A 15163-nucleotide genomic window follows, 5' to 3' on the forward strand; every position below is an offset into this window, starting at 1 on the left:
ATGGGCTGCGAACTCGGCCTAGGTGGCATCGTCGTCGCCCACCCAGCCCCGAAACGCAGCCTCGAACTCGTTGACCAGGTCATCTGTGTACTGCAGGTACTCATAAGTGGTCGATGGATCCGCATGCCCCAGTCTGCGGCTGACGATCAGCAGGGGGTTGTGGCGGATGTGCCCGGTCAGATAGGTGTGATGGCGGCGACTGCGGGCCTTGGGGTCCGGCTCCTCGCCATCCATTAGGTTCTCCAGGTAGGTCAGCAGTTGCAGGGCGTGAGTGTGCCTCAGGTCGTGCCATCTCCACCTGCGTGCGGGCAGGTGCGGCGTGGTGGAGTCGGCGAGGGCGGTCATCCACTCCCAGGCCCGGTGCCGGTACCCCTTCCAGGCGTCTGCCCCGGGCATCAGCCCGCCCCGGCAGACGAACAAGGTGAGGGCCTCCAGGCCGAACTCGCCCTCGTAGACAGTGATCCGCCGCAGCTTGGCGGACATGGCCGACATACGGAACTCGCGGTCGACGCCATCCAGCGTTCCGCGCACCACGCCGCCAGCGACGTCGACACCGGCGACGACGAACAGGTCGCGGGCCTTGCGCTCCAGGGTCCTGGCGGCGGCGCGGACGATGTCCGGACGTTCGAGCACGCAGAACAGGTCAGCGGACGCGGCAGCGTCTTCGGGGACGTAGAGGGTGCGGGTCTTGCCGTACTTCGCGCACGCCTGCACCTCGAACTCCGAGCTGCCGCCCTGCATCCCGGGCCACAGCCCCATCTCGGGCAGCAGCACTGTGGCCCACTCGCGCCATCGCGCCCCCGTACCCAGGGCCAGGTCCGACCCGGCCCGGTTGCGCAACGGAGCCCAGCCCCGGTAGCCCCGGTTGACCTGCTCGTCCGGCAGCTGCCCGCCCAGGCCGACGTCGCGGAAGTACCGGTACTGCTCGAAGGTCAGGTGCCGGATGTCCATGTTCGACCGCACGCCCGGAGCCAGGGCGTTCCGGCCTCGGGCCGCCAGCCGCACCGGCTGGGCCGGCAGCGAGCCGCGCGCGACGAGGAAGCCGTAGAGATCACCAGGATGGATGCCTCCTTCCCCCAGGTCCTGGCGGCGACCGGCTTCTTCTGCCACAGACGCCGCCAGTTGCGGTAGGCGACCAAGTCGGCCTCCGTCGCGGACAGGACATCGCTGCCCAAGCCGGCGAGATAGCCGGGCCGCCATCCGCCCGTAGTCCCGCAGCGTGGTCTCGTCGAGCAGTCCCGTGGACAGGTACCGGCCCCACTCGGACAGAGCGGGCAGCGGCATCATCGTCCAGGAATACCGGCATGCCATCCAGCAGTCCCCGCCGCTTCAGCAGCGCGGCCACCTCTTCGGCCGAGACCACCTCACTGTCGAGGTACCGGCCCAGCAACCCCGACTGTACGAAGGCGAGCTCCACCCTGATCCCTCCCGGGGCCACGGCGCACTCCCGTCAGCCCAACTGCCTCATGTCCCACCCGTCACTGGGACTGAACCACAGGCTCCGTGAGACAGAAATGAACAGCGGAAAGAACTCATCAGTCAAAAATTCCACTGGCATGTGCGGACCGTAGGCAGGCCCGACCAATGACCGACGATCTTCGTGCGAACCCGCACAGCGGAGTGATCATCCGTGCTAGAGGACCAAGATCAAGTGCTTAGCGTTAATGGCTGTTCCGTTGGTCCCCAAGGCCGGGAGTGCCGAGCATGCGCCCATGGCCGACAGCCGCCGCCCTGTACCCCGCGCATTGCCAGATCGGCCGGTTCCACCAGGGCCAGCAGTGCCGGGCGTAGTCCCGGGTCCAGGTCGACCACCCGTTTGCGGCCACCACCGACCCGGCGCACCCGCCCCAACGGGGCCTCACCGGAGTCTAGTTCGGTGACGCCCCGTGACGCCGTTGCCTCGCGCACGCCAGCGGCCCGGGCGACCAGTCTGATTCCGCCATGACCGATGGACCGGGCCTCGGCCGCCAGCAGCACACGGCGCTGGCGCTCATCCAGATGCGGCAACAGCACCATGAACTTCGCCGCCAGCACCGCCGCTATGTCTTCGATCGCTTCCATAGCACACCAACGACCATCAAACCGGGGAGCTGCGGGTAAATGATCTGCAAGCCCTAACTCCGCGGTCTTGGGGTCCTTCCTCGGTGCGGCCCCCGACAGAGTTCCTCTCATGAGTCCCATCTGCCCCCCTGTCACCACCCGCCGCATCCCGGGGGAACCTCAATGGGGCTATTGAGCCGAAACCGATGGGGTTCCCGGCTTGTTGGTTGGCTGTGATCGAGGGTGGGGGCGTGGTGGCGAGGTGCCGGGACGCCCTACCGGCCCCTACGGGCAGTTGATGGTCGCGCCGGCGCCGATGTTGGTGGTGGTGCAGGTGTCCGTGCCGGCGCCGCCGTCGACTTGACCGTCGGCGGGACCCACGATCAGGGTGGTGCCCCCGATCCCACGGATGATGTCATCCCCATCGTCGCCCTCGATGGAGCTGGGGACCCCGAACGCGCCGAGACTCACCGCTTCGATCACATCTGGACCCGCACCACCACGGACTAGGCCGGCGTCGTCAACACTGCCGACAGTGATGGCATCGGCGCCGTCGCCCCCGTCGACGCGATGCCGGTCCCTCACAGCTGCGATGGCGCCGGTGGTGATGGTGTCGTTGCCCGCGTCTCCGAGGACGACGCCGATTCCTGTGACGGACCCGGTGGTGATGATGTCGTTGCCAGACCCGCCTGCGGCGAGTCCGCCCAGGACGCTCCCGGTGGTGATGGTGTCGTTGCCCGCGCCTCCGAGGACGTCGCCGTCGCCGGGGCCGATGAGGGGGCCGGGGGCGATGTCACCGACGATCCTGATGGTGTCGTTCCCTCCGCGCCCGTCGACGGTGAAGTCGACGGAGCCCGCACAGATGATGACGTCGTCGTCCTCGGTGCCGGTGTTGCCAGGGAGGCCGTTCACGGTACATACAGCCTGCGCGTGCGCGGGCGGCGCCAGGGCCAGAACACCGGCGGGCAGCGCCAAAGCGGCAGCCAGGGCGCCCAGCCGGGTACGACGGGATCTGACGGACAGCGTCATGGATGTTCCCGCTTCCTGTATGGGTTACCGGGCGGCAACCCGGCTGGCGCGCCGTGCGGACCTCCCGGTGCCACCATCTATCTACCATCTGGGCATACCTGCGCAAACCACTTGTTAACGGGCAGTCAACGCCGTTGCTTGAACTCGTCAAGTAGTTCGTGACATCGGGGCAACACGGTCGTTGGGCCTGGTATGCATCCGTGAGCGTTTTCAGCGTGGCCACTGATCGGGTGACGCATGAGGTTGAGGTGAGGGCCGCAACGCACAAGGCCCCCGTGCCGTTGGGGGAGGTGTTCGACGTCTCAACCCACCGGCACAGGAGCCCTGTTGGTTCCCTATCCTGCCGCACTCGACCTACCGCATGCCCTCGTCGAGTGGGTCACGGAGTGGGTCACGATGCTCATCGCCACCCGTGAGGGTGACCGACGGTGCAAGCTCCCGCCGCACCAGCGGGCGCTCGTCGCTCTGGTGTACCTGCGCCGCCACGACACCCTCGCCCGGATCGCGTCCGGTTTCGGGATATCCGTCGGCACCGCCCACGCGTATGTCACCGCCGTGACCGGCCTGCTCGCCGACCGGGCCCCGGGCCTGCTCAAGACTCTGCGCGAGCATGATCCGGAGTTCGTCCTGCTGGACGGGACCCTCGCCGAGTGCGACCGAGTCGGCGACAGCCGAGCCGATTACTCAGCCAAGCACCGCCGGCACGGCGTGAACGTCCAGGACCTCACCGACCCCTCCGGTGAGGTCCTGTGGATCTCGCCCGCGCTGCCGGGCCGCACCCACGACCTGACTGCAGCCCGCACCCACCACATCATCCGGATCTGCGAGCGTCAGGGCGTCCCGATCCTCGCCGACCGGGCCTACCAGGGCGCCGGCCACTGGGTCACCACCTGACTCAAACGGCCACCGGGCGGTGAACTCACCCTCACCCAGCGCACCGTCAACCGCGCCCTGGCCGCGGCGAGGGCACCGGTCGAACGCGGCATGGCACGGCTGAAGTCCTGGCAGATCTTCCGCAGATCCCGCATCAGTCCCAACCGCATGACCGTCATCACCAAAGCTGTCCTCACCCTGGAGAGGCAACGCTGAAAACGCTCAGTGACAGATGCAAGGCGAACTCCGCAGCCATGCATCAACCGGAATGGAATGAGGGGATGACATCCGACGGCGCATCAGATGATCAAGAAGATCCTACGGCGGATCCGATTGACCATCGCGTACCCGCTGATCAACTTTGGTAGCTGTTCATCCATCGCCGCTATGCCGGAGACTGCCGCCATCACCGGGCTCCAGCGGGCCGGGGGCACCTGCTCGCCGAGATCGACGAGACCGGACTCGCTCGGCTGCGAGCGGCCCGCGAGGTTGCCTCGATGGCGATCGGAGGTCGTTGTCCGAGGCGGGAGTGCCGAAGCCTGGTTGTAGCGGCTGGCCCCCGCCTCCAACCGCCGCCCCCACCACGACCTCACTCCCGCCCAGAAGACCGCCAACCGCACTCGCCCGAACCCGAGCCCCGGTCGAGCGCGGCGTCGCCCGGCTGAAGACCTGGCGTTGTGTGTTGGACGCGTCTGGCATCGGTGCGATCCGGGGCGCAGGCCCTGCCTGCAGGTGCACTGGCGGGGCTGGAAGTTCAGAGTTGCACGTGAGTACTCCAGGCGCGGGAAAGGGCTTTGAGATCGTTCTGACGTTACGCGAGCGATTCCTGCGGGCGTCGCAGGTGGCAGTCCAGGATGTGGATGTCGCTGCGGAAGGGGGCGAAGCCGATGCGGGCCCACGTCGCTGCGAGCTTGGCTTCGGCTTCCCGGCCCTGCGCCTTCGACAGCTTCCGGCCGTCGGCCGGGGCGGGCTGGCAGACCACGGCGGCGCAGCCCTCGGACAGTCGGCGGATCGCCGCTCCTGCGAGCATCGGCCCGAGGCCGAACCCGCGCCAGGCCGGCTCCAGGACGACGCGGTCCATGACCAGCAGGTCGCCGACCGGGTTGGCGAGGGTCTCCTCGAAGTCGGGGGCCCACTCGCCGGAGTCGACGTCCAAGACGGCCTGTCCGATGTGGCACAGGTCGCCTGTGTAGTCGTCCATGGCATGCCAGGGATTGTCCGGACCAAACATCCGCACCCGGACGAACGACATCCGGCCCACCCGCAGGTCCTTGAACGCGTCGAGGTCGTTCTCGTCCGCGTCCCCGCCGGCCTGAGCGGCGGAGGCCAGCGTGTCCGCGTCGATACGGGCGTGCACCGTCCACACCTCCCGCGTCTCCTCGAAGCCGTAAGGGACGACGGGGTGCTTGTGCTGGTAGATCAGGGTAATGAGCGCCGGATCAGCGGGAAGCCGGGAGACATCGGGCAGCGCTACCGTCACGACGCGACGGTAGCGCAGCGGTCCGTCGCCGCGCCGGGGAACAGCCGTACAGCCACAGCGGGATCACCACACCCAGCGGGAGCCGTGATGATCGGGGTCCCCTGCCTCACCGGAGCCAGCCCAGCCAGCCGTTCCCCCGCCGACGGCCTGGGCGCGCCAGGGCGGGAGAGCGAGCGTTTCGGGGACCTGAATCCTCAGCAGCTGGTAGGGGGTGAGCAGTCCGGTATCGACGAGCTCGGGGCGTTGCACGGCCGGGTGGTGGGTGCCGAAGGCCGGCTGGGCGGGCATGTCGACGTCCCAGATGACGAGCGCCTGCCGGTCGCCGGGGGCGGGCAGGTCGCGGGGAATGGGCGGGGTGGCGATGGGAGAGAGGCAGGTGCGGGCGAGGATGCCGTCGTCGTAGTGGATCGCGGCGTGCAGGTTGTCCTGCGTGATGACGCCTTCAGCGGTGCGGCGGGCTTCTTCGACGACAAGGTGTTCCCAGTACGGCAGGTGGTGGTCGCGGTGGCTGCGGGCGATGAGGACGGTGTCGAGGTGGCGGACCACAACCAGGGCGCCGGGGGGCTGCTGCGCCATCCATGCAGCCAGTTCGCCCGCGACGCCGTCCAGCCGGACGCCTGCCCTGCCGCTGCGGGTGGGACGGATACTGAGGCCGGCGAGCGGCCCCTTGCTGACCATCCGCCAAGTCCTGACCGCCTGGTGGAGGCAGGCGGTGTGGGAACCGAGGAGCAGGCAGGCGGGGCTTGCGGCCTCGTGGACGGCCACGGCATCCGTCATGGTCTTGTCCGCCCCAGCGGGCATGGTGAGCAGTATGCGGCTCCCGCCCTGGAACGGGATGTGCGGCAGGGCGTTGCAGTAGCTCCTCCCCGTCCTGTTGCAGTACGTCGAAGGCGACGAAGTAGGCAGGCCAGCGGGCGGCCAGGGAGGGGGCGCTGCGGCTGCGGGTGGCGGCCCGGCGCTGCAACGCCTCGAAGGAGAGCCGGCCCGCCTCCACGTCCCATACGAGCAACTCTCCGTCGAGGATCAGGCCGCCGGGGAGCTGCTGCTCCGCGGCCGCGACCAGGTCGGGGAAGCGGTCCTGTACGAGGGACCCGCGCCGGGTCTGGAGCAGCACCCGGCCGCCCGGGTCGGCCGGGGTGAACAGCAGCGCCCGGTGCCCGTCGAACTTCTGCTCAAACGCCGCGCCGCCCGCCAGCACCCCCGGGCCCGGGACCGACTCCGCGGCCTGCGCCAGCATCGGCTCCACCGGCGGCCTGAGCACCATCCCCGAGCCCTCCTCGCCGATCCGCGCTGCCCAGGGCCAGCCTGACCTCTGCAACGGGCCGCAGCCCGGCAGAAGACGCCGGACGGCATAGCGGCACCCCGTCCGGCTCGTTGGTCCGGGCATGACGACAACCGACGAGAACACCAGCACGACGACCACGCTCGAGGAGCTGCGCCGGCTGATGGCGCTGCCGGTCGGCATCGTGTGGATGTGCCGCGCCTGCCCGCAGCAAGGGCACACCGTGCACCCGAGCGTGGACGCGGCCCGGCACGACGCCGTCCGCCACGCCCTCGCCGTCCACCGCGACTCCGTCGCGCTCGCGGACATGGACCTGCGCCTGGTTGACGACCGCGACGTGGCCGTCCGTCGGCAGCAGCGCCTCCCCGGCGCCGGGGCACGGACCCTGACGCCAGTAGAGGATCTCTTCACGCAAGAACCGCTGTCCGACGCCCAGGAGCAGTTCCTGTGCGACGTGCTCGGATGTGACCCGCAAGCCCGGGACCGCCGACGCCGCCTGGCATGACCCGCCCGTCGGCTGCTGGGAAGCAACCCGTCTAGCGGGGATCACGGCTTCCTCCTCGGGTTGAAACGACACGGCCCGCTTCAGGCCCGCCTATCCTCCCGGCGTCCGCCGTAACTCCTCCCACCCCCTTCCCAGCCGCTCCACTCCCCCTACACCCCAAAAATAAAGTCCGGCTGGTCACCACTACCGGAAAGGGCACCTGAACAGGGCAAATGCAAGGTGGAGTGTCAGTGCAGTATCCCGGGCAGTTTCCCCCTCCTGCGTCCCCCATAGCCTCCCCCTCTTACGTCCCCCGCAGCTTCCCCCTCAGCCGCCCAGACCGTGCACCGGACGCAGGGCGTCTCGGCAGGGGCGGCGGCGATCGTCAGGTGGGCTTCACGTGGTGCGTCGATATTGGTGACGCGCACATCGACCAGTTCGAGGCCGGCCTCCTGCAGCGCCTTGCGCGCCGTGTCGTTCAGTGTGATCGCGGCCAAGTACTGCGTCACCTGATCGCGGCCGAAGGCTGCCGCGACGGTCCTGGCGATCGGACTGCCGCCCAAGCTGCCCGGGCCACCCTCGGCCAGGCAGCCACGATGCCTCCTACACCAGTGCGGTCCACAATTCCCTGGCTTCACTCGCGAAGACCAGCAGCCCACCGCCCAGCACACCGCCGAAGCCCAGGTACGCGAAGGCGGCCCAGAAGCGAGCAGCACCCCACTCCTGAAAGGCGGCAGCCCCTGCTGCCAGCAACACGATCGCGGCCACCAGCTGCATAGCCAGAATCCCCACTGCACACCCCACATCGCTCGGACCCGAAGGTCCACCCATCATGCGCAAGTCCCCACCGCGGCACGCCGAGCCCGAACGGGGCTGCCGGCGAGCACACACGGCGTCACGCTCAGTTGGCCGCTGCTGGCGGCCCCGCGACGAACTGTGGGACGTCGCCGGCGGTCACGTCCAGGCGCAACCGCTTGAACCTGACCGGATACCGGAAACGCCCCCACGCAACGGCTCGATCAGCGCTGAACCTCTCAGAGGGCGGTTCGTGAATCTTTGAGTGGTTCTGTCGTCGCCTGATGGTGTAGGTGCGGGCGGAATCTGCTGGTCCGGGGCCGGTGGTCTGTTGGGGTAGCGGGGTGAGTGAACGCAAGCCTTACCCGAGCGACTTATCGGACGGGCAGTGGTCGTTGACCGAGCCTGTGATCACGGCATGGAAGGACCGGCACCGCTCGGTCAGTGGCCACCGGGGCGCCTATGCGATGCGGGAGATCGTGAACGCGATCCTCTACCAGGGCCGGACCGGCTGCCAATGGGCCTACCTCCCGCACGATCTGCCGCCGAAGAGCGCGACGTATTACTACTTCGCCGCCTGGCGCGACGACGGAACCGACCAGGTCATCCATGAACTCCTGCGCTGCCAGGTCCGCGAGAAGGCCCGGCGTTTAGAGGACCCGACCCTGGTGGTCCTGGACACGCAGAGTGTCCACGTGGCCGCCGGAGTGCCCTCCTCCACGACCGGCCTCGATCCGGCGAAGCGGGTGCCGGGCCGCAAACGGGGGCTGGCCGTCGACGTGCTGGGCCTGGTCATCGCCGTCACCGTCCTCGCGGCGAACACCCACGACAATGCCGCGGGCATCGCCCTGCTGGACCACGTCGCCGGGCAGACCGGCGGCACCGTCCGCAAGGTGCTGGTCGACCAGGGCTTCAAGAACCAGGTCGTCGCGCACGGCGCCGGCCTGGGCATCGACGTTGAGATTGTCGAGCGCAACCCGCAGGAGACGGGGTTCGTCCCAATGCCGAAGCGATGGAGGGTCGAGCAGACCTACGGGATCTTGATACTGCACCGGCGCCTGGTCCGCGACTATGAGCACCGCCCGGCCTCCTCCGTGTCCCGCGTCTACTGGGCGATGGCCCACGTCATGGCCCGCCGACTCACCGGCACAAGCACTCCCACCTGGCGCGGTGCACAGGCGGTGGCCGCGTGAACATCCAACTCCTCCTCGAGGCACTCGGCCTCCAGGAGAACGCGGCACAGACCCTGGCCGACGACCTGCGAGGACAGATCGCCAAACTGCAGGGCCTGCTGCGGGACGCCGAGACACACCTCGAACACCTGGCGATCACCCGGAAGACCGTCACCGCTCTCGCCGACCAGCTCCCCACCCAGGACGCCTCGGCCGACCTGCCCGAGCACCCGGACTACCCCCGCATCCTTGCCATCTTCAACCAGGCCACCAGCCCCCTCAGGGCCCGCGACGTCTGCGAAGCCCTCGACCACGAACTGCTGCCCAAGAACATCGAAGGCACCCGGGCCAAGCTGAAACGCCTGGTCAAGGTAGGCATCCTCACCGAGATCGACACCGGCAACTTCGCCCGGCAGTAGTAGCCGCTCAGGCCCGCGACCAGTAGCCCTACCCCAACCTCACCCCGAAACAGCTCAACTCACGAACCACCTCTGAAAGTAGGCGTCGCGGAAATCTGATCTTGTGCCACCGTGTGCGCCAGTTGCAGGATAGGCCCAACAGGTGATCACAGACCCCGAACCTTCCTGTGGCACGCCCCCATAGCTCCCCGCTGCCGCCCCGTGTGCCGCCTTCAGACCCGCCAGACCCCTGAACAACGAAAATGAGGTCCACCAGTGAACGCATCCCGTACTGCCCGGATAGTAACTGCAGCTTCCCTGACCGTCACAGCCCTGGCGATCACCACCACCGCCACGGCAAACATCATGCCCACCAGCACTGTCACCACCCGCAACACCACCAGCAGCATCCCCTCCCCAGGCGAAACCGAAGCCCCCACCAACACCGCCACCGCCCAGGACACGACCATGAACGAACCCGTCAATGTCGTCCGCTCCATGCCCTATTAGTCCATCTCGGGACTGTCATGAATCAGGTGTGGGCCTCCACGAAAGAATCACCTGATGAGGACGACGACTGATCACCTGATCGTGAGTGAAGGCGGCGTGTCGCTTGCCGGGGCGCTCAAAGACGCCGAGGGTGCCGACGCGAAGTCGATGCCGGTGTCCGCGAACGGACTGTCCGCCGAGCCGCTGGAGGAGCTGACCGCGCTCGCGGTCGAGAAGACCGCCGAGGGCGGACTCCTGCTCGAGCCGGCCCAGCACCTGATGCAGGCCGCCCTGGAGGCGGAGATAGACCAGCACCTCGCCGCGGAGGCCGGCCGGGGTGGGCGGGTGCGGGTCGCGTTCGGGCGGCAACACCCGCAACGGCTACCGGGCGAAGAAGGCGATGACCGAGGTCGGCCCGGTCACAATGCAGGTCCCGACCGGCCTGGCACTTTCTCGCCGCGACTGCTGGCGAAGTACGCCCGCCGCACCGGCGCCCTGGATGTGCTCTCCGGCTCAAACGGCTTGCCGAGCGCGGCATCCTGACCGAGACCGAGCAGGGGCTGTTCACCCAACCGCAGCCGTAACCTCCCGGCGAACCCGCGGCCAGCCTGCCCCCCCAAAAAAGGGAAAAGCGGGCATCAGCTCACGTACCGCCCTCTCAGAACTTCGCCGGGGTCACGTGGACCGTGGTGCTCGCCTCCGCCCCGGATTCCAGGCCGCGGGCGGTGTAGGTGTGGGGGCCGACGCTCGGGTTGTGGCTGCGGGTGAAATCGAACCGGCCGGTCTTGTCGGTCCGGAGGAAGGGGTTGAAGATGGGGTACCCGTCGAAAGACAGCTGGATCTTCTCCCCCGGTTTGAAGTTGATGCCCTGGACGGTGCAGTTCTCGAACCTGGCGAAGGTTCCGCAGCTGGTGAGCACGGTCTTCCCCTGCGGGAACCACGGCTTCGGCGGGGGCGGCGGGTCGATTACGGGACTCTTGGGACTGGGGCTCTTGGGACCAGGAACCTTAGGACTGGGGCTCTTCGGACCCGGGTTCTGGGGGCCGACCGGCTTCGGCTCAGAGCTTCCCGGGGCCGGGTCGCCCTCGACCTTGATCTGGCAGCCGGCCACGGCGAGGACGGCAACAGCGGCGGCCGCGACGGCAGCGGCCGCGAAGTGTGCTCGTGTCATGGTCACCACGGTCGTCCCCGTAGAGCGCCCGGGACATCCGTACTGCCACTGAACCGCGGTACGGAGCCGGCGCCGGCTCCGGCAGTGCGTTCCTGCGGGATACTGCCGACGTGGGAAGCGAATTCGTCGGTCGGGCAGCCGAGTTAGCGGTGCTGGCCCAGCGGTTCGAGGCCGCCGGGCGGGGCTCTGGATCCGTGGTACTGCTCGCGGGGCCGGCGGGCATCGGCAAGAGCACGCTGGCGGCCGAGGCGCTGCGTCGCCATGCAGGTCCCGCGGGTTTCGCGGTCGTACGGGGCCACTGCCCCAGGGGCGCGGTGGGGCCGCCGCTGTGGCCCTGGCAGCGGGCGCTGCGGCTCGCGGGAGCGGCCCCTGAGGTACCCGGGCAACGGACGGCCGGGGCGGCCGTGGGGGCGCAGCCGTGGAGTGCGACGGTACCGGCCGACGCGGCGGCGGTGCGGTTCCTGGAGCTGGCCCGGATGAGTGAGGCGATGGCCGCCGCGGCCGCCGAACGCCCCCTGGGCATCCTGCTGGAGGACCTGCACTGGGCCGACGCCGCCAGCCTCGACCTGCTGCGGCAGCTCACCGGCGAGGTCGACGGGTCCGCGCTGCTCGTCCTCGGCACCTTCCGGGAACCGGTGCCCGAGGAAACCGCCGGAGCCCTCGCGGACCTCGTCCGGTACGGTGCCACCACCCTGCGCCTGGCCCCCTTCACCCCGCAGGAGGTCGCGCGGTTCGTCGGCGAGGCGGACGCAGCGCAATCCCATCGGCGGACGGGCGGGTTGCCCCTGCTCGTCACCGCGCTGCGCACGCACGCCGGCAACCTGGGAACCGTCGTCAGCGGCCTGCTGGCCGGACTCACCGCCGAGCAGCGCGACGTCGTACGGGCTGCGGCCGTGCTCGGCGAGGAGTTCGACGCCGATCGGCTCGCTGCGGTCCTGCCGGAATCGGGCGGGACCGCCGTCGAGCAGGCGCTGGAGGCGGCCTGGCACGCCGGAGTCCTCACCGCGGCCCGGACCACCGCAGCCCCGACCCGGGCAGCTGGGCGCGCCTACCGGTTCACCCACGACCTGGTCCGCGACGAGGTGCTCGGCCGGACCGCCCCTGCGGCCGCCCGTGCGCTGCACCAGGCAGCCGCGCGGGCACTGGAGCAGGCCGGGGACCCCGCCGAGGCGGCCCGGATCGCGGCGCACTGGCGACAGTCGGGCACCACGCCCGAGCACCGCGCCGCCGCCGCGCACTGGTCGCGGATCGCCGCGGACCTGGCCCGGGAACGGCACGCCCACGCGGATGCCGCCCGACATCTGGCGGACGCCGTCGCCGTACTCGACGCGGTGGACCCGCAGCGCGCCCCGGCACTGATCGAACTGGCCCGCGCGGAGTACCTCGCTGGGCGCTACGAGGCCAGTCTGCGCCACTGCGACGAGGCATCGGCCGCGGCGGTCGCGAGCGGCCGCCCGGCCCTGCTCGCCGAGGTGGCCCTGGTGCTCCAGGGCGTCACCTTCCCCCACGCATCGGAGGCCATCACCCGCCTGTGCCGTGCGGCCCTGTCCGTGGAAGGCGTGCCGGACGCGGTCCGGGCCCGGCTGCTCGCCCAGCTCGCCACCGCCTCGGCCGAACTCGACTCCCCCGCGGAGGCGGCCGAGCAGGCCCGCGTCGCCCTCGAACTGGCCGGGGCCACCGGTGACTTGCGGGCCGAACTCGACTCCGCCCGGGCGGTGCAGATGACCCTGGCGCACCCCGACGACACCGCCGAACGCCTGCGCCTGGGCGAGCTGACCGTGTCCCGCGCCGAGCGGCTCGGCGATCCGCTCGCGGCCGTACTGGGACACCAGTGGCGTGTCCAGGCCGGATACCTGCTGGGCCGGCTGGACCTGGTGGACGACGCGGTCCGCGGCATCGAGTCGGTGGTGGCCCGTTCCCCACTACCGCTGACCCGCTGGCACCTGCTGCGCCTGAACGCGGCCCGGGCCGCGCAGGAAGGACGGTTCGCCGATGCCCGCCGCTGCAACGAGGAGGCGGCCGGGCTGGCCATGGCCAGCGGGGACCGCTCCGCGATCGCCCTGGGCCACGCCCTGTGCCAGCAGCTGGCCCAGGCGCGGGGCGACGCCGGGGAACTGCCCCGTGAGATGTGGCACGACCTCGACCGGGCCCCGCGGCACCCGCTGCTGCTGTCCATGCGGGCCCGGGCGCTGTTCCTCGCCGGGCGGCTGAACGAGGCGCGGGACGTCTACCGGCAGCTGCGTCCGCTGCTGCCCGTGCCGATGACGAATCCGCCGTGGCCGGCGGTGCTGCTGAACCTCGTCGACGTAATCGCTCTGACCGGCGACGCGGAGGCTGCGCGCCTGGTGTACGACCAGCTCGCGCTGTTCCGCCCATATCCAGGTGCGCTCGGCACACCCACGGCGTACTTCTCAGGTACGGTCAGCCGCGACCTCGGCCGTCTCGCGCTGACCGCCGGCCGTCCGGCGCAGGCCGAGGAACTGTTGCGCGAGGCGCTGGTCCGCAACCAGGCCCTGGGCGCACAGCCGTTCGTGGCGCTGACCTGCCTGGACCTCGCGGCGCTCCGGCGCGACGGCAGTGCCCTCAGGGAAGCGGCCGACCTCGCCCGGACGGTGCTGGACATCGCCGACGAGCTCGACATGCCAGGTCCCCGCGCTGCTGCGCAACGACTCGCCGACGAGATCGCCGCCCGCCGGCACGGCACCGACCCGCTCACCCCTCGCGAACGCCAGATCGCCGGGCTCGTGGCCCTGGCCCGTACGAACCGCCAGATCGCCGACGAGCTGGTCATCTCCGAACGCACGGTGGAAAGCCACGTCCGCAGCGTCCTGGCCAAATGCGGCTGCACCAACCGCACCGAACTGGCGGCAGGATGGGCTGATGACCGGCAGGAACGGCCCTAGGTGTGTTGTCCCGGGAGGTTGGTGACACGCGTGCTGGGTCGCTTGAACGGGGGAGGGCCATCTACGGCGCTCACCCGGGCCAACTCGAAGGTTCTGACCGCGGTCCGTGACGACTACGCCAGAAGGACTTCCCGCGTCCACGCCAGGCAGCCTCCGCGTAACCGCCTGATGAGGAGCTCAGCCTCTGTCTCTGAACGCAGGCCCGGATGGCCCGACTCGGAGAAGGGGCTACCCGGGCGTCTGCGCGTTGCCGTGTCTTCAGAGAAGGCCTTCGGTGGCCGTGGCCGCTTGCAAGGTCATGACTTCTGTGTGCAGGCGTTCCAGGTCGGCATGGTCGGCAGTGGAGATGTCAGGGTCGGGTACCGACTGGTCGGTGTCGCCGTTGCCGCCAGTAAGGCGCTGAAGGGCGGCACTGAAGATGTCCGCGGCGTGGCTGTAGTCGTTCAGCAGCTTGCGTTCTGCGGGGGCTGAACGACGAGATGTTGGCGGTCATCCGGTGCACGGCGACCGGTGAGGTGAACCCGGGCGCGTGGACGGGCATGCTCACGGGGTAGGCGCCGATGAGGTAGCCGTCAGGGCCGTGGTTTTTGGCAAACTCGTAGAACAACCAGCCCGTGTAGAGGCCGGCGCACAGCCTGGTGTCGAGCCTTCCGAACTGGTTCGCCGGGATGTCGAGCTTGGTGGTGTCGGAGCTGGAGTTCTTTACGGAAGTGGTGTTCATGGTCGACTTCGACCACTTCAGGGGGCCGGTGCGCTTGACCCCGCCCGACGCCCTTGAGTTCCAGTGACGCCTCGACGGCCAGCCCGACCTCCCAGCCCTCGATCGTCGACTCGGTGACGGTGACCTCGAACGAGTCCGTGTACTCCTTGCCGACCGGGCCTTCGTCTGGAGTGGTTCAGGTGACCAGGGGGGCACAGCTACCACGCCAGCCCGACCCGGCCATCCAACCTGCGGCTGCACGCTCTCGCGGCGGCCGCGGCCACCCTTCCGCCCGGCGCCCTGATCCTGCCGAGTGCCCGCGAACTTGGCGCCGCAACCCAAGCAGG

13 protein-coding genes and 3 pseudogenes are annotated in these 15163 nt (G+C 69.6%); 7 read left to right on the forward strand and 9 right to left on the reverse strand.

Translation table 11 applies throughout. The features are described 5' to 3' along the window. Positions 1–18 precede the first annotated feature (18 nt). The 3 genes and pseudogenes from OOK34_RS27785 to OOK34_RS27795 all read right to left on the reverse strand — a co-directional run bounded on the left by OOK34_RS27785 (position 19) and on the right by OOK34_RS27795 (position 3069). Positions 19–1110, reverse strand: coding sequence for a hypothetical protein (locus tag OOK34_RS27785; protein WP_267031805.1), 1092 nt, complete (start codon positions 1108–1110; stop codon positions 19–21). A 648-nt stretch (positions 1111–1758) separates the two neighbouring features. Then, positions 1759–2061 (reverse strand): annotated as a pseudogene (locus OOK34_RS27790) (ISAzo13 family transposase); the annotation flags it as partial. A 264-nt stretch (positions 2062–2325) separates the two neighbouring features. Further along, positions 2326–3069, reverse strand: coding sequence for a hypothetical protein (locus tag OOK34_RS27795; RefSeq protein ID WP_267031804.1), 744 nt, complete (start codon positions 3067–3069; stop codon positions 2326–2328). A gap of 327 nt (positions 3070–3396) precedes the next feature. Between OOK34_RS27795 and OOK34_RS27800 the strand changes: the two are divergent. Further along, positions 3397–4158: pseudogene (locus tag OOK34_RS27800) on the forward strand (transposase family protein). 595 nt (positions 4159–4753) lie between these two features. Here OOK34_RS27800 and OOK34_RS27805 read toward each other — a convergent pair. The 3 genes and pseudogenes from OOK34_RS27805 to OOK34_RS35415 all read right to left on the reverse strand — a co-directional run. Continuing rightward, on the reverse strand, positions 4754–5422 hold the full coding sequence (locus OOK34_RS27805) for a hypothetical protein (protein WP_267031803.1): 669 nt from the start codon (positions 5420–5422) through the stop codon (positions 4754–4756). 63 nt (positions 5423–5485) lie between these two features. Beyond that, the gene (locus OOK34_RS27810) at positions 5486–6223 is read right to left on the reverse strand and encodes a hypothetical protein (RefSeq protein WP_267036937.1); all 738 of its coding nucleotides are present in this window, start codon (positions 6221–6223) and stop codon (positions 5486–5488) included. 52 nt (positions 6224–6275) lie between these two features. Further along, positions 6276–6887 (reverse strand): annotated as a pseudogene (locus tag OOK34_RS35415) (hypothetical protein); the annotation flags it as partial. Between OOK34_RS35415 and OOK34_RS27820 the strand changes: the two are divergent. Beyond that, positions 6808–7209 carry a hypothetical protein gene (locus OOK34_RS27820; RefSeq protein WP_267031802.1) on the forward strand — a complete coding sequence of 134 codons (402 nt, stop codon included), beginning with the start codon at positions 6808–6810 and terminating at the stop codon, positions 7207–7209. The pseudogene OOK34_RS35415 and the gene OOK34_RS27820 sit on opposite strands and share 80 nt — an antisense overlap. 227 nt (positions 7210–7436) lie before the next feature. Here OOK34_RS27820 and OOK34_RS27825 read toward each other — a convergent pair whose 3' ends face one another. After that, positions 7437–7751, reverse strand: coding sequence for a hypothetical protein (locus OOK34_RS27825; RefSeq protein ID WP_267031801.1), 315 nt, complete (start codon positions 7749–7751; stop codon positions 7437–7439). Between the two features lie 40 nt (positions 7752–7791). Then, positions 7792–7965 (reverse strand): hypothetical protein, encoded by a 174-nt coding sequence (locus OOK34_RS27830; RefSeq protein WP_267031800.1) that lies wholly within the window; start codon positions 7963–7965, stop codon positions 7792–7794. 362 nt (positions 7966–8327) lie between these two features. Between OOK34_RS27830 and OOK34_RS27835 the strand changes: the two genes are divergently transcribed. The 4 genes from OOK34_RS27835 (at position 8328) to OOK34_RS27850 (ending at position 10585) form a co-directional block, all read left to right on the forward strand. After that, positions 8328–9176 (forward strand): IS5 family transposase, encoded by an 849-nt coding sequence (locus OOK34_RS27835; RefSeq protein ID WP_267031799.1) that lies wholly within the window; start codon positions 8328–8330, stop codon positions 9174–9176. Beyond that, positions 9173–9574 (forward strand): hypothetical protein, encoded by a 402-nt coding sequence (locus OOK34_RS27840; RefSeq protein ID WP_267031798.1) that lies wholly within the window; start codon positions 9173–9175, stop codon positions 9572–9574. The genes OOK34_RS27835 and OOK34_RS27840 overlap by 4 nt, the downstream gene beginning before the upstream one ends. A 345-nt stretch (positions 9575–9919) precedes the next feature. Then, positions 9920–10063: a hypothetical protein gene (locus OOK34_RS27845; RefSeq protein ID WP_267031797.1), complete on the forward strand. Its 144-nt coding sequence runs from the start codon at positions 9920–9922 to the stop codon at positions 10061–10063. A 54-nt stretch (positions 10064–10117) separates the two neighbouring features. Further along, positions 10118–10585 (forward strand): hypothetical protein, encoded by a 468-nt coding sequence (locus OOK34_RS27850; RefSeq protein ID WP_267031796.1) that lies wholly within the window; start codon positions 10118–10120, stop codon positions 10583–10585. A gap of 115 nt (positions 10586–10700) precedes the next feature. On the opposite strand, the gene OOK34_RS27855 is transcribed toward OOK34_RS27850, so the two are convergent. Further along, positions 10701–11213, reverse strand: coding sequence for a hypothetical protein (locus tag OOK34_RS27855; RefSeq protein ID WP_267031795.1), 513 nt, complete (start codon positions 11211–11213; stop codon positions 10701–10703). A gap of 110 nt (positions 11214–11323) precedes the next feature. On the opposite strand from OOK34_RS27855, the gene OOK34_RS27860 reads away from it, so the two are divergent. Then, complete coding sequence (locus OOK34_RS27860) at positions 11324–14116, forward strand: AAA family ATPase (RefSeq protein WP_267031794.1); 2793 nt, start codon at positions 11324–11326, stop codon at positions 14114–14116. The last annotated feature ends 1047 nt before the right edge of the window (positions 14117–15163 follow it).

The organism is Streptomyces sp. NBC_00091, from assembly GCF_026343185.1.
Lineage (GTDB): Bacteria > Actinomycetota > Actinomycetes > Streptomycetales > Streptomycetaceae > Streptomyces.